The 20971-nt window shown below is 73.3% G+C and carries 18 protein-coding genes and 3 tRNA genes; 10 read left to right on the top strand and 11 right to left on the bottom strand.

The window, feature by feature from the left end; all coding sequences use genetic code 11:
• Positions 1 to 474 precede the first annotated feature (474 nt).
• A complete protein-coding gene (locus tag LIX60_RS16555) occupies positions 475 to 1329 on the bottom strand; it encodes a hypothetical protein (RefSeq protein WP_227959093.1) in 855 nt (284 codons plus the stop codon).
• Between the two features lie 323 nt (positions 1330 to 1652).
• On the opposite strand from LIX60_RS16555, the gene LIX60_RS16550 reads away from it, so the two are divergent.
• Together LIX60_RS16550 and LIX60_RS16545 are read left to right on the top strand one after the other, a co-directional pair.
• Positions 1653 to 2768, top strand: a complete 1116-nt coding sequence (locus tag LIX60_RS16550) for a Glu/Leu/Phe/Val dehydrogenase dimerization domain-containing protein (RefSeq protein WP_227959092.1) — start codon at positions 1653 to 1655, stop codon at positions 2766 to 2768.
• A 319-nt stretch (positions 2769 to 3087) separates the two neighbouring features.
• Positions 3088 to 3345 (top strand): DUF3073 domain-containing protein, encoded by a 258-nt coding sequence (locus tag LIX60_RS16545; protein WP_019707171.1) that lies wholly within the window; start codon positions 3088 to 3090, stop codon positions 3343 to 3345.
• Positions 3346 to 3524: 179 nt separating this feature from the next.
• Here LIX60_RS16545 and purM read toward each other — a convergent pair whose 3' ends face one another.
• The 8 genes from purM to purS all read right to left on the bottom strand — a co-directional run bounded on the left by purM (position 3525) and on the right by purS (position 12796).
• The gene (purM, locus tag LIX60_RS16540; RefSeq protein WP_227959091.1) at positions 3525 to 4616 is read right to left on the bottom strand and encodes a phosphoribosylformylglycinamidine cyclo-ligase; all 1092 of its coding nucleotides are present in this window, start codon (positions 4614 to 4616) and stop codon (positions 3525 to 3527) included.
• Between the two features lie 96 nt (positions 4617 to 4712).
• Positions 4713 to 6272: an amidophosphoribosyltransferase gene (gene purF, locus LIX60_RS16535; RefSeq protein WP_019707173.1), complete on the bottom strand. Its 1560-nt coding sequence runs from the start codon at positions 6270 to 6272 to the stop codon at positions 4713 to 4715.
• 447 nt (positions 6273 to 6719) lie between these two features.
• A complete protein-coding gene (locus tag LIX60_RS16530; RefSeq protein ID WP_227959090.1) occupies positions 6720 to 7562 on the bottom strand; it encodes a sterol carrier family protein in 843 nt (280 codons plus the stop codon).
• Positions 7563 to 7659: 97 nt separating this feature from the next.
• Positions 7660 to 8601, bottom strand: coding sequence for a M23 family metallopeptidase (locus LIX60_RS16525; RefSeq protein WP_227959089.1), 942 nt, complete (start codon positions 8599 to 8601; stop codon positions 7660 to 7662).
• A gap of 247 nt (positions 8602 to 8848) precedes the next feature.
• Positions 8849 to 9358 (bottom strand): helix-turn-helix transcriptional regulator, encoded by a 510-nt coding sequence (locus tag LIX60_RS16520; protein WP_227959088.1) that lies wholly within the window; start codon positions 9356 to 9358, stop codon positions 8849 to 8851.
• A gap of 251 nt (positions 9359 to 9609) precedes the next feature.
• Positions 9610 to 11859 (bottom strand): phosphoribosylformylglycinamidine synthase subunit PurL, encoded by a 2250-nt coding sequence (purL, locus tag LIX60_RS16515; protein WP_227959087.1) that lies wholly within the window; start codon positions 11857 to 11859, stop codon positions 9610 to 9612.
• Complete coding sequence (gene purQ / locus LIX60_RS16510) at positions 11856 to 12536, bottom strand: phosphoribosylformylglycinamidine synthase subunit PurQ (protein ID WP_227959086.1); 681 nt, start codon at positions 12534 to 12536, stop codon at positions 11856 to 11858. Before purQ ends, purL begins: the two co-directional genes overlap by 4 nt.
• Entirely contained in the window at positions 12533 to 12796 is a 264-nt protein-coding gene (gene purS, locus LIX60_RS16505; protein ID WP_019707179.1) for a phosphoribosylformylglycinamidine synthase subunit PurS, read from the bottom strand. The genes purQ and purS overlap by 4 nt, the downstream gene beginning before the upstream one ends.
• Before the next feature lie 402 nt (positions 12797 to 13198).
• On the opposite strand from purS, the gene LIX60_RS16500 reads away from it, so the two are divergent.
• The 8 genes from LIX60_RS16500 (at position 13199) to LIX60_RS16465 (ending at position 18248) form a co-directional block, all read left to right on the top strand.
• Complete coding sequence (locus tag LIX60_RS16500) at positions 13199 to 13516, top strand: Lsr2 family protein (RefSeq protein ID WP_043463578.1); 318 nt, start codon at positions 13199 to 13201, stop codon at positions 13514 to 13516.
• Between the two features lie 87 nt (positions 13517 to 13603).
• A tRNA-Gly gene (locus LIX60_RS16495) sits at positions 13604 to 13675 on the top strand.
• A gap of 86 nt (positions 13676 to 13761) precedes the next feature.
• Positions 13762 to 13834 (top strand) — tRNA-Gly (locus LIX60_RS16490).
• A 188-nt stretch (positions 13835 to 14022) separates the two neighbouring features.
• A complete protein-coding gene (locus LIX60_RS16485; protein ID WP_227959085.1) occupies positions 14023 to 15057 on the top strand; it encodes an ABC transporter ATP-binding protein in 1035 nt (344 codons plus the stop codon).
• Complete coding sequence (locus LIX60_RS16480) at positions 15057 to 15833, top strand: ABC transporter permease (RefSeq protein WP_227959084.1); 777 nt, start codon at positions 15057 to 15059, stop codon at positions 15831 to 15833. The genes LIX60_RS16485 and LIX60_RS16480 overlap by 1 nt, the downstream gene beginning before the upstream one ends.
• Before the next feature lie 107 nt (positions 15834 to 15940).
• The gene (locus tag LIX60_RS16475) at positions 15941 to 17443 is read left to right on the top strand and encodes a histidine kinase (RefSeq protein WP_227959083.1); all 1503 of its coding nucleotides are present in this window, start codon (positions 15941 to 15943) and stop codon (positions 17441 to 17443) included.
• Positions 17440 to 18141 carry a response regulator transcription factor gene (locus LIX60_RS16470; RefSeq protein WP_227959082.1) on the top strand — a complete coding sequence of 234 codons (702 nt, stop codon included), beginning with the start codon at positions 17440 to 17442 and terminating at the stop codon, positions 18139 to 18141. The genes LIX60_RS16475 and LIX60_RS16470 overlap by 4 nt, the downstream gene beginning before the upstream one ends.
• A 34-nt stretch (positions 18142 to 18175) precedes the next feature.
• Positions 18176 to 18248, top strand: a tRNA-Gly gene (locus LIX60_RS16465).
• Between the two features lie 49 nt (positions 18249 to 18297).
• On the opposite strand, the gene LIX60_RS16460 is transcribed toward LIX60_RS16465, so the two are convergent.
• Both LIX60_RS16460 and LIX60_RS16455 read right to left on the bottom strand, forming a co-directional pair.
• Entirely contained in the window at positions 18298 to 19251 is a 954-nt protein-coding gene (locus tag LIX60_RS16460) for a phosphoribosylaminoimidazolesuccinocarboxamide synthase (RefSeq protein ID WP_227959081.1), read from the bottom strand.
• Between the two features lie 170 nt (positions 19252 to 19421).
• Positions 19422 to 20915: a N,N-dimethylformamidase beta subunit family domain-containing protein gene (locus tag LIX60_RS16455; RefSeq protein WP_227959080.1), complete on the bottom strand. Its 1494-nt coding sequence runs from the start codon at positions 20913 to 20915 to the stop codon at positions 19422 to 19424.
• Positions 20916 to 20971: the final 56 nt, after the last annotated feature.

The raw sequence follows: 20971 nt of genomic DNA, 5'->3' as shown, positions 1-20971 counted from the left end.
GAATTGCCCTCCGAGGTGTCCAAGCTCGACGGATCCCGATGGACCGGTCCAGAACGGACAGTTACCCGCTCGTGACGATCAGTCACACCGTGATCAGTGACCACCAGCCCCACCAAGGAGCGCATAACAGAGCCATCCGCCCATACATGGACGGAAGGAGCCCTTGCGGGACTCCTTGTCCCATTTTGGCACGCAGGTGGGGGAAAAGAGCAAGGCCCTGATTAGTGCTCTCCGTCACGCTTGCACCAATGGCCCGGATCGGGCACTACGCCCGGGATGCCTCGCCCGCGCCGGTGAGCTCTCGGTCAGCCGTACGGCCGGAATGCGCCCGACCCCCGGCCCGTTCGCGCCGTTCGTCCCGGAACGCCCCGGAAGGCGCCGCACGGCGGGGCCGACGACCGCGGGCACCGGTCCGGACCGCCGCGGGACCGGCCCGCCGGAGCGGAACGGGAACGCCCCGGCGGCGCCCGGATGTCAGCTGGCGAACTCCCGTTCCCGGACCGCGCGCCAGCGCTCCACGAGCCGCTGGTACACCTCCCCGGCCCGCACGCCGTCCCCCGCGCGCAGCGCCTCCAGCCCCTCGGTGACGTCGGCGGCCGAACGGTCCCCGGCCAGCCAGTCGTCCGTCAGGGCGTGCACCAGACCCCCGTAGTCCAGCTCGACCAGCGAGCGGGGGTGAAACTCCTCCAGCCAACGACCCACATCCTCCAGGCCGTCGATCAACGGACTCTCGTTCAACGCCTCACGCAGAACTCTAAGCCCACGCGCCACGCGCCGTCTCGCCTCGACCATCGGGGTGCGGTAGCGGAGCACCGGCCCCTCGGCCTTGTCCCCCTCCCCCGACCGCTGGACGTACTCCCGCTCCCCCTCCGTGAAGAGCGCGAACCACCGCACCGGCACATGCCAGGTCGCGGTCCGGATCCACGGCCGGGCGTCCGGGTTGCGCTCCCGCCAGCGCTCGTGGTCGTCCGCCGCCTGCCGGCGCACCACCTGCGGCAGGGCCGCGTCCAGGACCGGGGCGGGCAGCAGCTCGGGGAGCGCCTCCAGCGCCTCCCAGCCGCGCAGCCGGGTCCGCCAGGGACAGACGCAGGTGACGCCGTCCACGATCGTCACGAAGGCGTCCCCGCTCTCGTGCACCGGGACCGCGACCGGCGGGGTGGGCAGCAGGTCCACCAGCGAGCGGCGCAGCTCGTCCTGCGCGGTCGGGGGGTCGGTGCGCCCGGCGTAGCGGTACCAGTGCGAGCGCTCCGGCTCGGGAAACGCCGCCAGTGGCTCGTACACCCGCAGATACGCGGCGTACGGCACGAACAGCGATGACGCCAGCCCCACCCGTTCACTCCCGTCCACAAGCCCGGATCCGCCCGCGGGAGGGTCCGGAGCGTCCATGTCCGTTCCGCGTCAGAGCCTACGGACCCGGGGGCCGCCGCGGTCATGGTGCCCCGGAACGCCGGCGCACCACCCGGGGCGTCACCGGCGCGTCACCGGCGCACGACCGGCGCACCGTCGCGGCGGCTCCGGCGGCCCGCTCCGGTCCCCGCCCCCGTCCTCCGCCACGGCACTGGTGATCGGAGCCGGTTGAGGTTCTACTCTGTGCCTCACCGGCCCTCCCCACCCACAGGAGGGCACCCTTCGCGACTCCGGGAGTCACCACCGTGACCGACGCGTCCCACCCCACCGCCGCCGGCGACCTCGGCGCCCTCTCCACCCTCTTCCGCTCCGAGCAGGGCGGCCACGAGCGGGTCCTGCTCTGCCAGGACCGCGAGAGCGGCCTCAAGGCCGTCATCGCCCTCCATTCGACCGCCCTGGGCCCGGCCCTGGGCGGCACCCGCTTCCATGCCTACGCCTCCGACGAGGAGGCCGTGCTCGACGCCCTGAACCTCGCCCGCGGCATGTCGTACAAGAACGCCCTCGCCGGGCTGCCGCACGGCGGCGGCAAGGCCGTGATCATCGGCAGCCCCGCCCCGGTCTCCGAGGGCGGGCTGAAGAGCGAGGCGCTGCTCCGCGCCTACGGCCGCTTCGTCGCCTCCCTGGACGGCCGTTACGTCACGGCCTGTGACGTCGGCACCTACGTCGCCGACATGGACGTCGTCGCCCGCGAGTGCCGGTGGACCACCGGCCGCTCCCCGGAGAACGGCGGCGCCGGCGATTCCTCCGTCCTCACCGCCTTCGGCGTCTTCCAGGGCATGCGGGCCAGCGCCCAGGCGCTGTGGGGCGAGCCCACCCTGCGCGGCCGGACCGTCGGCGTGGCCGGGGTCGGCAAGGTCGGCCACCACCTGGTGGACCACCTGGTGGAGGACGGCGCCCGGGTCGTGGTCACCGATGTGCGGCCGGAGAGCGTGGAGCGGGTGCGCGCCCGGCATCCGCAGGTGGTGGCCGTGCCCGACACGGAGTCCCTGATCCGCGCGGACCTGGACGTCTACGCCCCCTGCGCCCTCGGCGGTGCCCTGAACGACGACACGGTGCCCGCGCTGACCGCGCGCGTGGTCTGCGGCGCGGCCAACAACCAGCTCGCCCACCCGGGTGTCGAGAAGGACCTCGCCGGCCGCGGCATCCTGTACGCGCCCGACTACGTCGTCAACGCCGGTGGCGTGATCCAGGTCGCCGACGAGCTGCTCGGTTTTGATTTCGACCGGGCGAAGGCCAAGGCGGCGCAGATTTTCGACACGACGCTGGCCATATTCGACCGCGCCAGGACCGACGGTGTCCCGCCCGCCGTCGCCGCCGACCGGATCGCCGAGCAGCGCATGGCGGAGGCCCGCACCGCCTGACGCCTGACGGCGCTCATCCGGGGCACGCACGCCGGATCGACCCGCCGACGCGAGGTGACGGGAAGCGACGAGAGAAGACTCACCACCCGTCGGCGGGTCGATCCGGAAGACTCGGTAAAATCGGGGCTGACCAGCGAGGACGATCCTCCTCGCGGACCCCGCCGCCGGGCGCGTCCTGCGGGCGACGTACCGTATGGCGGCGGAAGCAGGTACCGTTGAAGTCCTACGGGACGGCCTCTTCACGGAGAGTCCGCTCCGGATCATGAACGCGTGTCAAGACTCTGGGGCCGTCGAGCCCCGCAATCGAGGGGGTCGAGCCATGGGGCGCGGCCGGGCCAAGGCCAAGCAGACGAAGGTCGCCCGCCAGCTGAAGTACAACAGCGGTGGGACTGACCTCTCACGGCTGGCCGACGAGCTGGGCGCATCGACGACGAAACAGCCGCCGAACGGCGAGCGCTTCGCGGACGATGAGCCGGACGACGACCCGTACGCACAGTACGCGGAGCTGTACAACGACGACGAGGACGAGGACGAGGAGGCGCAAGCCTCCGACCATTCCTCACGCCGCCGCGCCTGACGCCGCGGCGTCCGCGTCCCCGGCACGCACACAACAGACCCGGTCCGAGGGCCCGCCAACGGACCGGGTTCTGTGCTGTCCTCCGGCGCCGCCCGCCTCGCGGTACCGGCCGTCATCACGACCGGTGCCGCGAGGTGGTGCGCCGTTCCGGGGCGACCGTGCATACCGGGTAGCGCCCGTCACACGGCGTAGTCGCCGGTCAGGGCCACCGCCTCGGCGCGCTCGCCGCTCTCCCCGCGGTCGGTGATCTCACCGCAGATCCAGGCGTCCACGCCGCGGTCGGCCAGCGTGGCCAGGGCGGCGTCGGCTCCCTCCGGCGCCACCACCGCGATCATGCCGACGCCCATGTTGAGCGTCTTCTCCAGCTCGGTGCGCTCGACCGATCCGGCGGAGCCGACCAGGCCGAAGACCGGGGACGGCGTCCAGGTGGCGCGGTCCACGGTGGCGTGCAGGCCGTCCGGGATCACCCGGGCGAGGTTGTTGGCGAGGCCACCGCCGGTGATGTGCGAGAAGGCGTGCACCTCGGTGGTGCGGGTGAGCGCCAGGCAGTCCAGCGAGTAGATCCGGGTGGGCTCCAGCAGTTCCTCGCCGAGGGTCCGGCCGAACTCGGGGATCTCACGGTCCAGCGCGTAGCCCGCCCCGTCGAAGAGCACATGGCGGACGAGCGAGTACCCGTTCGAGTGCAGTCCGGACGAGGCCATGGCGATCACCGCGTCCCCCGCGCGGATCCGTTCGGCGCCCAGCAGGCGGTCGGCCTCGACCACGCCCGTGCCGGCCCCGGCGACGTCGAAGTCGTCCGGCTCCAGCAGGCCCGGGTGCTCCGCGGTCTCCCCGCCGACGAGCGCGCAGCCCGCCAGCACACAGCCCTCGGCGATGCCCTTGACGATGGCCGCCACCCGCTCCGGGCGGACCTTGCCGACGGCGATGTAGTCGGTCATGAACAGCGGCTCGGCACCGCACACCACCAGGTCGTCCACGACCATGCCGACCAGATCGCGGCCGATCGTGTCGTACACGCCCATGCGGCGGGCGATGTCGACCTTGGTGCCGACGCCGTCCGTGGCGGACGCCAGCAGCGGGCGCTCGTAGCGCTTGAGGACGGAGGCGTCGAAGAGCCCGGCGAAGCCGCCGAGACCGCCCACGACCTCGGGGCGGGTGGCCTTCTTCACCCACTGCTTCATCAGCTCGACCGCGCGGTCGCCCGCCTCGATGTCGACGCCCGCCGTCTTGTAGGACGCCGTCGGACGGCCGGCAGCGGTGCTCTCGGACATGACGCCTCAGTCTTTCGTCGCTCGGTGGCTCGGGGCTCGGGCCGGGGGCTCGGTGGACAAGCGCCCCGGTACGGGCGGGGCGGCGGAACGGCCGGGCTACGGGCGGCGCAGGGCGTCCGCGCCGCCGACCCCCGCGGTCGGCGAGACCAGGCCGTCCGCGTCGGTGCGGTCCGGCTCCGCCGTCTCGGACTCCAGCAGGTGCTTGCCCAGCAGCTCCGGGTCCGGCAGGTCCATCGGGTACTCACCGTCGAAGCAGGCCCGGCAGAGCTCGTTCTTCGGGATCGTCGTCGCCTCGACCATCGAGTCGATCGAGATGTACGCGAGCGAGTCGGCGCCCAGGGACTTGCCGATCTCCTCGACGGACAGCCCGTTGGCGATCAGCTCGGCCCGGGTCGCGAAGTCGATGCCGAAGAAGCACGGCCACTTGATCGGCGGGGAGGAGATCCGGACGTGGATCTCGGCGGCGCCCGCCTCGCGGAGCATCCGGACCAGGGCCCGCTGGGTGTTGCCGCGGACGATCGAGTCGTCGACGACCACCAGCCGCTTGCCGCGGATGACTTCCTTGAGCGGGTTGAGCTTGAGCCGGATGCCGAGCTGGCGGATGGTCTGGCTCGGCTGGATGAAGGTCCGGCCCACATAGCTGTTCTTGACCAGCCCGGAACCGTACGGGATGCCGCTGGCCTCGGCGTAGCCCACGGCGGCCGGGGTGCCGGACTCGGGTGTGGGTATCACCAGGTCCGCCTCGGCGGGGGCCTCGGCGGCCAGCCTGCGGCCCATCTCCACCCGGGAGAGGTAGACGTTGCGGCCGGCGATGTCGGTGTCGGGGCGCGCGAGGTAGACGTACTCGAAGACGCAGCCGCGGGGGCGGGCCTCGGTGAAGCGGGAGGAGCGCAGCCCGTTCTCGTCGACGGCGATCATCTCGCCGGGCTCGATCTCGCGGATGAAGCTCGCGCCGCAGATGTCGAGGGCGGCGGTCTCGCTCGCCACGACCCAGCCGCGTTCCAGTCGGCCGAGGACCAGCGGGCGCACGCCCTGCGGGTCGCGGGCCGCGTAGAGGGTGTGCTCGTCCATGAAGACGAGGGAGAAGGCGCCCTGGACCTTGGGCAGCACGATCGGCGCCGCCTGCTCGACGGTCAGCGGCTTGCCGTCCTCGTCGACCTGGCCGGCCAGCAGCGCGGTGACGAGGTCGGTGTCGTTGGTGGCGGCGACCTGGGAGGCGCGGCCGTTCTCCCGGGGCAGCTCGGCGACCATCGCGGCCAGCTCGTGGCTGTTGACGAGATTGCCGTTGTGGCCGAGCGCGATGGAACCGTGCGCGGTGGCACGGAACGTCGGCTGCGCGTTCTCCCACACCGAGGCACCGGTGGTGGAGTAGCGGGCGTGGCCCACGGCGATGTGGCCCCGGAGGGAGCCGAGCGAGGTCTCGTCGAAGACCTGGGAGACCAGGCCCATGTCCTTGAAGACGAGGATCTGGGAGCCGTTGCTCACAGCGATGCCCGCGGACTCCTGTCCACGGTGCTGCAGCGCGTACAGCCCGAAATAGGTGAGTTTGGCGACCTCTTCTCCCGGGGCCCAGACACCGAAGACGCCGCAGGCGTCCTGGGGGCCCTTCTCCCCGGGAAGGAGATCGTGGCTGAGTCGTCCGTCACCACGTGGCACGTCACCGAGTCTAGGCCAGGTTGCGGGTTCGTCCGAACCGGGGATTCCGGCGCAAGGGCTTTCCCGGACAGGACGGAAGCGGGAAGGGCCCGGCCGGAGCGCCGTTCTCCGCTGCTCCGGGGCGGGGAGCGTGCGGAGGCCCGCACATCGGCGGAGTCCCTGGTGGGAGGGGTGTGCGGGCGCCCGGGCCGGGTGCGGACGGGCTGCGCACGGCCGGGCGGGGGCCGCTCGGGCCCGCCCGCCGACGGTCCTCGCGGCCCGGTTCACCGTGGCCGGGAGCGGTGTCGAAGGTCACGGTCCGCGGGAGCCCGCGTCCCCTGCCGGGGGAGGCACCGCGCGCGGTCGCGGGGGTGCCACCGGACGGCGGTCGGGCCCCGGATCCCGGCGCAGCGGGGAGACCCGGCCGGACGGTGCGGGGGCCGGGCCCGGAGCGGCGGCGCGGGCCGGTCAGCCCAGGACCGGGAGCAGCCCGGAGAGATCCGCGCGCTCGCCGCTCGCGGAGACCTCGGCCGCGTCCAGCGCCTCGGCCCAGGGCCTGCGGCCGGTGGCCAGCCGGATCCAGGTCAGCGGGTTGGTCTCGACGACGTTGGGCGGGGTGCCCCGGGTGTGCCGGGGTCCCTCGACGCACTGCACGACCGCGAACGGCGGGATGCGCACCTCGACGGATCCGCCCGGCGCCTTCGCGGCGAGCGCGTCGGCGGTGAGCCGGACCACCGCGGCCAGCGCCTGCCGGTCGTGGGAGACGGCCGTACCGGTGGCGGCGGTCAGGTCGTCGCCGTGCACCACCGCCTCCAGCAGCCGGGTGACCAGGAAGTCGTCGACGGTCATCACCCCGAAGAGGGTGCGGACCGTGCTGCGGGCGTCCGTCTCCGCGACCGTCCCGGCCAGCCGGGCCGCCGCGGTGTCGAACCGGTCCAGTACGGCCGCGCCGGTGCCGGGCAGGGCGGCGGCCTCCCGCACCGCCGTCTCCGCGACCCCGGCGGCCAGGTCCTTCCCCTCCGACCCGAACCGGGCGAGGTATCCCTGGAGGTCCAGGTCCGGCTTGGCCGGTCCCGGCTCCTCGGCCAGCCGGCGCGGGAGGAAGTCCAGGCAGACGGCGATGTGCACCACCAGGTCCCGGACCGTCCAGCCCGCCAGCCCGGACGGGGCCTCCAGCAGCTCGGGGGCGTCCGGGGCCGCGCAGAGGACGCGGACGGCCTCCCGTACGGCCCGTACCTCGGCGTCCAGCGCCGCGCGGGTCCGGGCGGGGTCGTAGCTGCGGGGGCGTGGCTTGCGCGCTCGCGAGGTCATACGGGCGAGCCTAGAGCCCGGCGCGGCGGTGCCGCCCGGACATGGTTCGGATCCGGACCATCCGGGCCGGGCGACGGCCGGCGGGGACCGTGCTCCGTTACGGCCCGGTGGCCGGACGGGTGGCCGGACGGGTGGCCGCCGCGTTCTCTCGCGAAGCGCCCTCGGACGCGCTCTCCCCCGCGCCGCTTCCGCCCCCGGGCCCCGGTTCGGGTGCCGTGAAGACCTCGCCGTTCGCCGGCACGCCTATGCCGCGCCAGTGGAACGGGAGGCCCCGGGCCTCCAGCGGGTCGGGGCGGTCCATCAGCTGGAAGTGCAGATGCGGCTCGGTCGAGTTGCCGCTGTTGCCGGTTCCGGCCAGCCGCTGCCCGGCGCTCACCCGGTCGCCCTCGCGGACGGCCGCCGACCGGCGGCGCAGATGGGCGTAGAGGGCGTAGGTGCCGTCCCCCAGGTCGAGCACCACGTGGTTGCCGACGACGGCGGCCGGGGTGCCGCAGCCGCGGACCATGGCCTCGGCGAAGAAGTACAGCAGAGCGGGCCAGGAGGTGCGGCTGAGATGGTCGCGGCGCCCGTCCCGGACCCGCACCACCGTGCCGTCGGCGACGGCCAGGACCGGCTCCCCGAAGGCGGGGAAGTCCTGGTTCCGGCGGACGACGGGCCACCAGCCGAACCCCGGCCGGGCCCGCTCCCCGGGCTCCGCCTCCCGCACGAGGTCGATGGCGTGGGACTGCCCGTAGACGCGGGTGCCGTGGCTGGGCACCTTGTCCGCCGGGCTGTTGAGCGCCCGCCACCGCCCGGAGACCGGCGGCTCCACCTCGGCGGCCGGGGGTTCCCCCGGGTTCTCCCGCCGCTCGGCCCGGGGCCGTCGCTGCGAGCGGGCGGGAAGGAACTCGGCCGCGAGGCCGGACGCCACGACCAGCCCGATGACCCACAGGGGGACGTCGCGGACGGCGTCGAGCCACACCAGGTCGAGCACGATGAGGAGCGCCAGCAGACCGTAGTAGTACGGCCGCGCCTGCTTGAGCGCGTGGATCAAGGACATCGCCGGTTCCCCCTGCGGTGTGTCGGTTCGGTTCCTGTGTCGTGCGGACAGCGGTCCCGTGCGGACAGCGGTCCCGTGCGGACGGCGGCACCGGCACGGATGCCGGTGCGGGCGGCGTCCCCGGCGTCCCGGCGTCCCCGGCGCGCTCGGTGCCCGGGCGGACCGGGGCCGCGGAGGTGAGCCGGTTCGCGCGGCCGGCGCACGGCCGGGACGGGAAGGGCCGGCGCGGGGCCGGACCGGGCCGTGGTCAGTGCCCGGCCGCGGCGAGCGCGACGAGCAGCGGGACCACCCGGCCGGCCGGGACCTCGTATCCCGCGCGGCCCGACGAGCGCAGCCATCCGGCGGCGGTCAGCTGCCGCAGATGGTGGTAGACCTGCCCGGTCGTGCCGATCTCCGTCAGCTCGGTCAGCTCCGCCGCCGTGCGGCGGCCGCCGAGTATCTCCCGGAGCAGCCGCAGCCGCACGGGGCGCCCCAGCGCGGCGAACGCCTCGGCGGCGTCCTCCCACGGGTCCGCCAGCAGCTGGTCCGTGGGCAGCCCGTACTGCCACTCGTACTGCTCGCCGGTGGGCAGCCGGACGGATCCGGTGAACAGCACGCCGCCGCTCTCCGCCCCGGACTCCGACAGCCGGGCCCTGAGCCCGTCCAGCGCCCAGAAGTCCGGGCGCTCCGTGATGGCGGGCCGGTCCTTCCGGCTCCCCATCTCCTCCAGCTCGGCCAGCCGCCGCTCCAGCGCGGTGACCCGCTCCTCCAGTGCCATGGCTTCTCCGGTTTCTCCGCCTTCCGCGAGAACCACTTTACGTAATGACGTAATCCTTGACAACGTCGGCCGGGAAGGCGGAGACGGGGACGCCGGCCGCGGGCCGCCCGGACGCCCGCACGCCCGGCACCCCGCCCCCCGGGACCCCGGGCAGCGCGAAGGCCCCGTCCACTGGAGTGGACGGGGCCGTGACAACCCGGGTGGCGCGGCGGCCGGGGCGACCGCGCGAAGCGGTCCCGGAGTGGGGCCGGTCAGGCCAGCAGGGCCGGGATCGTCGCCTCGTGCGCCTCGCGCAGCTCGGCCAGCGGGAGGGAGAACTGGCCCTGCACCTCCACCGCGTCGCCGTCGATCACACCGACGCGGGTGGCCGGCAGGCCCCGCGCGCCGCACATGTCGGTGAAGCGGAGCTCCTCGCTCCGCGGCACCGCGACGATCGCGCGGCCCGCCGACTCGGAGAAGAGGAACACGAACGGGTCCTGACCCTCCGGGACGACCAGCCGGACGCCCTTCCCGCCCTTGAGGCAGGACTCCGTGACCGCCTGGACCAGGCCGCCGTCGGAGAGGTCGTGCGCCGCGTCGATCATGCCGTCGCGGGAGCCCGCGATCAGGATCTCGGCGAGCAGCTTCTCGCGCGCCAGGTCGACCTTCGGCGGAAGCCCGCCGAGATGCCCGTGGACCACCTGGGACCAGGCCGAGCCGCCCAGCTCCTCCCGGGTCTCCCCGAGGAGGTAGACGAGCTGGCCCTCCTCGGCGAAGGCCATCGGGGTGCGGCGGGTGACGTCGTCGATGACGCCCAGCACCCCGACCACCGGGGTCGGGTGGATGGCCGTCTCACCGGTCTGGTTGTACAGCGAGACATTGCCGCCGGTGACGGGCGTGCCCAGCTCCAGGCAGGCGTCGGCCAGCCCGCGGCAGGCCTCCGCGAACTGCCACATGACCGCCGGGTCCTCCGGCGAGCCGAAGTTGAGGCAGTCGGTGACGGCGAGCGGCTTGGCACCGGAAGCGGCGACGTTGCGGTAGGACTCGGCCAGCGCCAGCTGGGCGCCGGTGTACGGGTCGAGCTTGGCGTAGCGGCCGTTGCCGTCCGTGGCGACCGCGACGCCGAGGTTGGTCTCCTCGTCGACGCGGATCATGCCGGAGTCCTCGGGCTGGGCGAGGACGGTGTTGCCCTGGACGAAGCGGTCGTACTGGTCCGTGACCCAGCTCTTGGACGCCTGGTTCGGCGAGGCCACCAGCCGGAGCACCTGCTCGCGCAGCTCCGCGGCGTCCGCCGGGCGCGGCAGCCTGCCGGCGTCGTCGGCCTGGAGGGCGTCCTGCCAGTCCGGCCGGGCGTAGGGCCGGTGGTAGACGGGGCCCTCGTGGGCGACCGTGCGCGGCGGTACGTCGACGATCTGCTCGCCGTGCCAGTAGATCTCCAGCCGGTCGCCGTCGGTGACCTCACCGATGACGGTGGCGATGACGTCCCACTTCTCGCAGATCTCCAGGAAGCGGCCGACCTTGTCCGGCTCGACGATCGCGCACATCCGCTCCTGCGACTCGCTCATGAGGATCTCCTCGGGCGAGAGGCTGGCGTCGCGCAGCGGCACGGTGTCGAGCTCGACGCGCATACCGCCGGAGCCGGCGCTCGCCAGCTCGCTGGTGGCGCAGGAGAGACCGGCGCCGCCGAGGTCCTGGATGCCGGCGACGAGGTCCTCGGCGAAGATCTCCAGGGTGCACTCGATGAGGAGCTTCTCCTGGAACGGGTCGCCGACCTGGACGGCGGGGCGCTTGGCGGGGCCGGTGGACTCGAAGGTCTCCGACGCCAGCACGGAGACGCCGCCGATGCCGTCGCCGCCGGTGCGGGCGCCGTAGAGGATCACCTTGTTGCCGGCGCCGGACGCCTTGGCGAGGTGGATGTCCTCGTGCTTCATCACACCCACGCAGAGCGCGTTGACCAGCGGGTTGCCCTGGTAGCAGGGGTCGAAGACGACCTCGCCGCCGATGTTGGGCAGGCCCAGGCAGTTGCCGTAGCCGCCGATGCCGGAGACGACGCCGGGCAGCACCCGCTTGGTGTCCTCGTGGTCCGCGGCGCCGAAGCGCAGCGGGTCCATGACGGCGACCGGGCGGGCGCCCATGGCGAGGATGTCGCGGACGATGCCGCCGACGCCGGTGGCCGCGCCCTGGTAGGGCTCGACGTACGACGGGTGGTTGTGCGACTCGACCTTGAAGGTGACGGCGTAGCCCTGGCCGACGTCCACGACGCCGGCGTTCTCGCCGATGCCGACGAGCATGGCGTCGTTCTCCGGGGCCTTCTCGCCGAACTGCTTGAGGTGCACCTTGCTCGACTTGTACGAGCAGTGCTCCGACCACATGACGGAGTACATCGCGAGCTCGGCGCCGGTCGGGCGGCGGCCGAGGATCTCGCGGATGCGCTCGTACTCGTCCTGCTTGAGGCCGAGCTCGGCCCAGGGCTGCTCGGTGCCGGGGGTGTCCGCGGCGTGCTTGGTGGTGTCGAGGCTCATGCGCTGACCAGCTTCTTCAGGATCGAGGTGAAGAATCCGAGGCCGTCCGTGCCGCCGGTGCCGACCAGGGGGTCGACGGCGTGCTCCGGGTGCGGCATGAGGCCGACCACGTTGCCGGCCTCGTTGGTGATGCCGGCGATGTCGCGCAGCGAACCGTTGGGGTTCAGATCCCGGTAGCGGAAGACGACGCGGCCCTCCGCCTCCAGCATGTCGAGGGTGCGCTCGTCGGCGACATAGCGGCCGTCCACGTTCTTGAGCGGGATGTGGATCTCCTGGCCGGCGGTGAAGTCGGTGGTCCAGGAGGTCTCCGCGTTCTCCACCCGGAGCTTCTGCTCCCGGCAGATGAAGTGGAGGTGGTTGTTGCGCAGCATGGCGCCGGGCAGCAGATGCGTCTCGGCGAGCACCTGGAAGCCGTTGCAGATGCCGAGCACCGGGAGGCCGCCCCGGGCCTCGCCGATCAGGGTCTCCATGACCGGCGAGAAGCGGGAGATGGCGCCCGCACGGAGGTAGTCGCCGTAGGAGAAGCCGCCGGGCAGGACGACGGCGTCGACCTGCTTCAGCTCCTTGTCGCGGTGCCAGAGGGTGACGGGTTCGGCGCCCGCCAGCCGGATCGCGCGCCGGGTGTCCCCGTCGTCGAGGCTTCCCGGAAAAGTGATGACTCCGATACGAGCGGTCACGATTCCGCCTTCACGGTTTCCTCGACCCGGACGGTGAAGTCCTCGATGACGGTGTTCGCGAGAAAGGTCTCGGCCATCTCCCGGACCCGGGCGAGCGCGGCGTCGTCGGCCGGTCCGTCCAGTTCGAGTTCGAAGCGCTTTCCCTGGCGTACGTCGGAGATTCCGGCGAAGCCGAGGCGGGGCAGTGCACGCTGCACCGCCTGGCCCTGCGGATCGAGGATCTCCGGCTTGAGCATGACGTCGACTACGACGCGTGCCACTGGCACTCCCGGTGGTGTGGTGGTGCGGCTGTGTCATTCCGGAGGCGCGCCATCGGGCCCAAAGTGATCCGGGGTACGGCCCCGGAGCCCCGAAGTCCTGCGGGGAGCTGACTCCCCGGACCCCCGGCTAGGTGTACCCCAGCCTACCCGGCCGGGAAATCTACGCGGGTAGATATCGCCCCGGCGGTCACATTCGCGTATCGGGCGCCGTAACTGTTGTGGAAAAACCGGCAGAGAAAACGTACGGTCTTGATTGCCCTGTGACGCCCGCATGGGAATTCACAGGGTTTCACCATGCAATGCCCATGCCTGTACAAATGAATTAGCCCTGTCCCCGATCACCACGGCGTACACCATCACCGCATGTCATGGTGGTGACGCCGGCAGAAAGGACCGATATCCGTGGCTCAGCGCGTAGTGGTCACACTCTCCGACGACATCGACGGCGGGGAAGCGGCGGAAACGGTCATGTTCGGTCTCGACGGCAAGACGTACGAGATCGACCTCAGCACTTCGAATGCGAAGAAGCTGCGGGGAGTTCTGGCGCCCTACGTCGAGGCCGGCCGCAAGCGGTCCCGGTCCGGCCGGACGTACCGCCGCACCGCGGTCGCCCCGGACCCGGCCACCGTCCGCGCCTGGGCCCGGTCCCACGGCATGGACGTCCCGCCCCGCGGACGCATCCCGAAGAAGGTCTACGAGGCCTTCGAGGCCGCGAGCTGAACCGACTTGCGCTCCACCCCCGTTGATCGGCTAAAGTCTGGAGCACGCCGAGGGGCGAGGCCGGAAGGCCGGGCCCCGAGGAGTCACGCGGGTGTAGCTCAGTAGTAGAGCGCCCTCTTTCCAAGAGGGAGGCGCAGTGTGCGATCCCTGTCACCCGCTCTCATTACTCACCGGATCAGTCGACCAGTCGAATGGATCAGGTAGAGTAGTGCTCGCGCCGAGAGGTGAAAGCTTCTCGGAGGCATGCGGACGTGGCTCAGTTGGTAGAGCATCACCTTGCCAAGGTGAGGGTCGCGAGTTCGAATCTCGTCGTCCGCTCGGGTTGAAGGCCCCGGTCATCGTGACCGGGGCCTTCGTCGTTCCGTCCCCCGATCACCCGATCCGCCGCGGGCCCGCCGGGGACGGAATCCCCCGGAGCTCCCGGCCCGCCCCTCATGGCATTTGTCATGCGCGGCGGTGACACCACGCACTTACCGCGCTCCGGCACCGCCGCGAGACTCGGAAGCATGGACAGCGACGCAAGAGTGATCGACGTCACGGACCTGCGGCGGCGGTACGGGCCCGCCGGACGGGGCGGATTCGACGCCGTACGGGGACTCACCTTCTCCGTGGCGCGGGGCGAGCTCTTCGCCCTGCTCGGCACGAACGGGGCGGGCAAGACCTCCACCGTGGAGCTGCTGGAGGGCTTGGCCGCCCCCACCGGCGGACGGGTCCGTGTGCTGGGCCGCGATCCGTACCGGGAGCGGCCCGCCGTCCGGCCCCGGATCGGCGTGATGCTCCAGGAGGGCGGCTTCCCCTCCGATCTGACGGTGGCGGAGACGGCCCGGATGTGGGCCGGCTGCACCACCGGCGCCCGGCCCCCCGGCGAGGCCCTGGAGATGACCGAGCTGGCGGGACGGGCCCGGGTGCGGGTCAAGCAGCTCTCGGGCGGTGAGCGGCGGCGGCTCGATCTGGCGATGGCCCTGCTCGGCCGGCCCGAGGTGCTGTTCCTGGACGAGCCCACCACCGGGCTCGACGCCGAGGGGCGGCGTGAGACCTGGCGGCTGGTGCGCGGGCTGCGCGACGCCGGCACCACCGTCCTGCTCACCACCCACTACCTGGAGGAGGCCGAGTCCCTGGCGGACCGGCTCGCCATCATGCGGCAGGGCCGGATCGTCGTCTCCGGGACCCCGGCCGAGGTGACGGCCTCGCGGCCGTCCCGGATCCGGTTCCTGCTGCCGGACGGGGTGGCGCCGGGCGAGCTGCCGTTGTCGCTGCGCGCCGCCGTCGGGGACGACCGGTGGGTGGAGATCCGGACCGACGGGCTCCAGGAGTCGCTGGGGGTGCTGCTGCGCTGGGCCGGGGAGAAGGGGCTGGCCCTTGACGGGCTGGACGCCCGCTCGGCCTCGCTGGAGGAGGCGTTCCTCGCCATCGCGCGCTCGGACGCGCCGGCGGACGCACCACCGGACGCGCCGGCGGGCGCCGCGGCGGAAGCGGCCTTCGGAGCGGTGCGCGGCGGGGCCGGTGCGAAGGAGACGACGGGGACGGGAGCGGAGCGGTGATGGCCTCGGTGAGCGCGACGACGGCGCGGATGACGGCCCTGGGGCGGGCCGAGTTCACCCTGCTCCTGCGGAACCGGACGGCGCTCTTCACGGCGCTGCTGATGCCGATCGGCATGGTCTGGCTGATCAGCACCTCGGTCGCCGAGGCGGATCTGGGCGGGACCGGGCTCAGTGCGGGCGGGGTGACGATGACCGGTGGCATCGGTGCCGTCCTGATCCTCGTCGTGTACACCAATCTGGTCGCGGCCTACGTCGCCCGCCGGGAGGAGCTGGTGCTCAAGCGGCTGCGGACGGGCGAGCCGACGGACCCGGAGATCCTGGCCGGGACCGCGCTGCCCACCGCCGGCCTGGCGCTCGCCCAGTGCGCCCTGCTCGTCGCCGCGGGAACCGCGCTGCTCGATCTGACGGCACCCCGGCGGCCGGAGCTGCTGGTGGCCGGGCTGGTCCTGGGCGTCGTCCTGCTGTCCGTGCTGGCCGCGGCGACGGCGATGGTGACCCGTACCGTGGAGAGCGCTCAGGTCACGGTGCTGCCGCTGATGATGGTGTCGTTCCTGGGTTCCGGGCTGGTGGTGCCCCTGGAGCTGATGCCGGACCGGCTGGCGGACGCGCTGGGCGTGCTGCCGTTCACCCCGGTCGTGGAGCTGGTGCGGACCGGCTGGCTCGGTGAGACCGCGGCAGGCGGCGGGACGGTCCGGGCGCTGCTCCTCGCGGTGGCCTGGACGGCCCTCGCGGGGTACGCCGTGCGACGGTGGTTCCGCTGGGAGCCGCGGCGCTGAGCGCTCGCGGCGCGGGGGCGGGACGGGCGGGGGCTGCTCGCGGGCACGGCCGGAGACGGCCCGGAGACGGCCCGGTGACGGCTGCGGAACGACGAAGGGACCGACGGGTGTTCGGGCGGGTGTTCGGGGCACGGGGCCGTTGGGGGAAGCGCAGCAGGATCGCGCAGGTCGATCTCTACACGCGCGGCTCGCTGTACGTCATGATCTGGCTGATCCCGCCGTACACGCTCTTCCTGCTGGCGGCCACCGCTTCCAAGGGCCTCGGCGGCGCGGTGGAGAACGGGGCGGCCGTCCTGCTCGCCCTGGTCGCGCCGGCGCAGGCGGTGTCCGCGGTGCGGCTGCTGCGGCGGGGGATCGACCAGTACCGGGGCCGGGGCCCGGTGCCCCGCGGGGAGACGGTGGCCGGGGCCGCGCTGATGACCGCGGCGCTGGTGCCGGTGGCCGTCCTGGCGGCCGGCGAGGCCCTGGGCGACGAGGGTCTGCCCGTGCTGCTGGCGTCCCTGACCGTGATCCCGTTCCTCGCCCCGTACGCGCTGCTGGCGCCGCTGCGCACCGTCGTCCTGGTGGAGGCGGGCTGGGTGGCCGCGGTGCTCGCCGGGTTCGCGGTCGCCGGGGTGGACCGGCCGCTGCTCGCCGGTACGGCCCTGGGGCTGGTCTTCTCCTGCGCCTGGTCCGCCTTCACGGTGCGCTGCTCGGTGTGGATGCTGGCCGTGATGTACGAGCTGGAGGAGTCCCGGACGGTGCAGGCCCGGCTGGCCGTCGCCGAGGAACGGCTGCGGTTCGCCCGGGACATGCACGACGTGATGGGACGGAACCTGGCCGTGATCGCCCTCAAGAGCGAGCTTGCCGTCCAGCTGACGCGGCGCGGTTCGGCGGCCGCCGTGGACCAGATGGTGGAGGTCCAGCGGATCGCGCAGGAGTCGCAGCGGGAGGTCCGGGAGGTCGTCCGCGGCTACCGGGAGGCCGATCTGCACACGGAACTGGTCGGCGCGGGCGCCGTGCTGCGCTCGGCCGGCATCGACTGCCGGATCGACGACCGGCATCCCGGCGGGCTCTCGCCGGCGGCCCGCTCGGCGCTGGGCTGGGTGGTCCGGGAGGGCACCACCAATGTGCTGCGGCACGCGGAAGCCCGGCACTGCGCGATCCGGGTACGGCCCGGGCGGTCACCGGACGGCGGGCGGACGACCGTCCTGGTGATGGAGAACGACGGCGTGCCGGACGGCGGTGCGGACGGCGGCGGTCCGGACGTTGCACCGGGCGCGAACGGTGGTGCGGGCTCGGGCCTCGCCGGACTGCGGCAGCGGCTGGCGGAGGCGGGCGGTACGGTCACGGCCGGCCCGCTGGCCGGGTGCGGCTTCCGCCTGACGGCGGAGGTGCCGGACGGCGTGACCGCCCCCGCAGGCTCGGAGACCGGCGCCGCGGCGGGGACGGGCGCCGCAGCGGGGACGGGCGCCGGTGCGGACACGGAGGGGGGAGTGCGGAGCGTGGACGGGGATTCCTCCGGCCGGGCCCCCGCGGGCACCGGGCCCGTCCGGACGTGGTCGTTCCGGCTCCGGGTCGGTCGGCGGCGACCGCGGTGGGACGGACCGGGAACGGAGGGGACGGGATGACCGGGGCCGGAATCCCGGGGGGCGCCGACGGCGCGGAGCCGGAGGCCGGGTCCGCGGACGCCGGGTCCGCGGACGCGGCGTCCGCCGGAGCACCGGTGCGGGTGCTGCTCGCCGATGACGAGCATCTGATCCGGGGCGCTCTGGCCGCCCTGCTCTCCCTGGAGGAGGATCTGCTGATCGTCGCCGAGGCGGCCACCGGGCCGGAGGCCCTGGCCATGGCCCGGGCGCACCGTCCGGATGTAGCGGTGCTGGATCTGCTGATGCCGGGGATCGACGGTGTGGCGGTCGCCACATCGCTGCGCACGGAACTGCCGGCCTGCCGAAGCATGATCGTCACCAGTTACGGCCGTCCCGGCCATCTCAAGCGGGCTCTCGCCGCCGGGGTGCGCGGGTTTCTGCCCAAGACGGTCTCCGCCCGGCGGCTGGCCGAGATCATCCGCACGGTGCACGCAGGACAGCGCTATGTGGACCCGGAGTTGGCGGCCGACGCGATCAGCGCCGGTGACTCGCCCCTGACCGCCCGCGAGGCGCAGCTGCTGGAGCTGGCGGCCGACGGGGCGCCCGTCGCCGAGATCGCGCGGCGGGCCGCGCTGTCCCCGGGGACGGTGCGCAACTATCTCTCGGCCGCCGCCGCGAAGCTCTCCGCCGAGAACCGTCACACGGCGGTGCGCATCGCACGCGAGCGGGGTTGGCTATAGTGGGAGGCGCACCGCGCGGCGACGTGCGGCGCAGGCGGACGTGGCTCAGTTGGTAGAGCATCACCTTGCCAAGGTGAGGGTCGCGAGTTCGAATCTCGTCGTCCGCTCGTTCCCGGAGGGCCCCGGTCATCACGACCGGGGCCCTCCGGCGTTCGGTCACGACCAGGCCGTGCCGGTCAGCCGCTCGTACGCCTCGATGTACTTCGCCGCCGTGCGCTCGACGATCTCGGCGGGGAGTTCCGGCGGCGGCTGCTCGCTGTGCCGGTCCCAGCCGGAGGCGGGGGAGGTCAGCCAGTCCCGGACGAACTGCTTGTCGAAGGACGGCTGGGCGCGTCCCGGCTCCCACTGGTCCGCGGGCCAGAAGCGGGAGGAGTCGGGGGTGAGGACCTCGTCCGCCAGCAGCAGGTCCCGGTCGCCGACGAGCTCGTTGCCGCCCTCGTCGGCGGACCCGCCCCCGCCGCCCGTCTCCACGAAGCCGAACTCGAACTTGGTGTCGGCGAGGATGATGCCGCGCTCACGGGCCACCTCGCGGGCCCGGCTGTAGACGGCGAGGGTGGTCTGCCGCAGCCGGGCGGCGGTGTCGGCGCCGACCCGGCGGGCGGCCTCCTCGTAGCTGACGTTCTCGTCGTGGTCGCCGACGGCGGCCTTGGTCGCCGGGGTGAAGATCGGCGCGGGTAGCTCGGAGCCGTCGGTGAGGCCCTCGGGGAGGGCGAGCCCGCAGACCGTGCGGTCGCGCTCGTACTCGGCGAGGCCGGAGCCGGTCAGATAGCCGCGGGCCACGCACTCGACCGGGACCATCCGCAGCGAGCGGCAGATCGTGGTGCGGCCCTCCCAGTCGGCGGGGGCGCCCTCGGGGAGTTCGGTGCTCAGCACATGGTTCGGGACGAGGTCGGCGAGGAGGTCGAACCACCACAGGGAGAGCTGGGTGAGGACGCGGCCCTTGCCGGGGATCTCGGTGGGCAGCACCCAGTCATAGGCCGAGATGCGGTCGCTGGCCACCATCACCAGGTCACCGGCCTCGTTCCGGTACAGGTCGCGCACCTTGCCGGTGTGCAGATGTACCAGACCGGGTACCTGCACCGGCTCGGGTTTCCATACGAATCCGGACACACTGCCCTCCATCGGTCGGTCCTGGACAGCTTCCGATTCTTCCGCATAGGCGTCGGCGCGGCCCGTCCAGGGTGCTCCTGCGGACGGGGGGCCCGCCCGGGGCCGCTCCGGCCGTCCCTCTCCGCCTGCCCGGAGCACTCCGCCGTACCCGGCCCGTGCCGGGCCCCGCCTCAGTCCCGTTTGCAGATGCGGTCGAGGAGGTTGGCCGTGGCCCGCTGGACGCGCGGGTCCGTGTGGCCCGGCCGGTCGAGCGCCGGGGACCAGGCGAAGGTGCCGGAGGCGAAGACCAGGGCGCCGCTGGGTGCGCGGTAGATCGACGTCTCCTGGTGGCGGAGGGCGCCCGCCCGGTCCTCGTACGGGGAGTGGGCCAGGAGCTTCCGGTGGGTGTGCTCGGGCAGGGCGGTGCGGGGGAAGTAGCGGTCGGCCTCGCCCGCGACCAGCCCGGGCAGTTCGTCGCCCTCGCCGGCACCGGTGGCCTCCCACAGCCAGTGCCCGGCGTTCCGCACGATCAGCGGATGGGGCTCCGGGACGTGGCCGAGGTACTGGATGCCGAGCAACTGCTGCTCCGGCGCGCCCTGTTCGCGCCAGAGGGCGGAGCGGCCCGGTCCCTGGCGCTTGCGGCAGGTCAGCAGGCGGTCCGGGACGCCGGAGGCCGACGGGGAGAGCTCCACCTGCCAGTACATGGTGTTGGCGGAGAGGAAGACGAGGGAGGTGCCGCCGTCCCGGGCGCGCTCGGCGGCGCGGCGCATGGGGACGGTCCAGTACTCGTCGTGGCCGGGGAAGACCAGGCCCCGGTAGCGGCTGGGGTCGACGCGGCCGGCGTGCAGATCGCGGGTGTCGGCGTAGGCGAGGTCGTAGCCGTAGCGCTCGGCCCAGCGGATGAAGTCGTAGGCGTGGCCGACGTGGAGGGGGAGCCCGGCGCCGGCGTAGGGGCGGTCGAAGGAGATGGTGACCGCCGCGTCCTCCTCGCCGAGCAGCCGGCCCTCCTCGTCCCAGGCGTGGTAGAGGCTGGCGCCGGTGCGGCCGTCCTCCGGGAAGAGGTTGTACGCCTGCCAGGTGACCTCGGGCAGCACCAGCAGCAGGTCCGCGGGGTGGTCGTCGCGGACGGTGAACGGGACGTGGCTGCGGTAGCCGTCGGCGGTGGTGAGGACGGCGACGTAGGCACCGGTGCTCCAGTAGGAGGGCACGTGGAGCCGCCAGGAGAGCCACCAGTGGTGGCAGGAGACGGTGCGGTCGGCGGTGAGCGGGGCGGGCTGGGCGATCCCGGAGAGCCGCGGGCTGGTGGTGATCTTCGCCGCGCCGTCACCGGCGTAGTGGCCGATGCGGTAGATGTCCACGCCGAACTGCTGGGGCGGGTTGACCGCGATGTGAAAGTCCAGGGCCTCCCCCGGGGCGACCGCGCCGGTGGAGACGAATCCCTTGATCTGCTGGTGGACGTCGTCGGCCGTACGCGGGGAGGAACTGCCGGAGCCGCGGCGGGGCCGGGGAATGCCGGGCTCGTCGAGGGCGACGGCCGGGTCGACGTACCAGGGGACGATGCGGCCCGTGTCGTCGAAGTAGTTCTCGCTGCCGCGGAGCCAGGGCAGCGGGCCCTGGCCGAACGGGTCCGTGACCCCGTGCGCGAGGGCCCCCGACTCCCAGCGCCGGATGTGATCGGTACCCATCGAACGTTCCCCTCCCCGCACCGCGTCTTCCGGACCGTGCTCCGCCGCCGCGCCCG

Source organism: Streptomyces sp. S07_1.15 (assembly GCF_020739505.1).
GTDB classification, from domain to species: Bacteria; Actinomycetota; Actinomycetes; order Streptomycetales; family Streptomycetaceae; genus Streptomyces; species Streptomyces xinghaiensis.
Note: the sequence above shows the minus strand (reverse complement) of the source record. Positions and strands in the feature narration are given on the sequence as shown.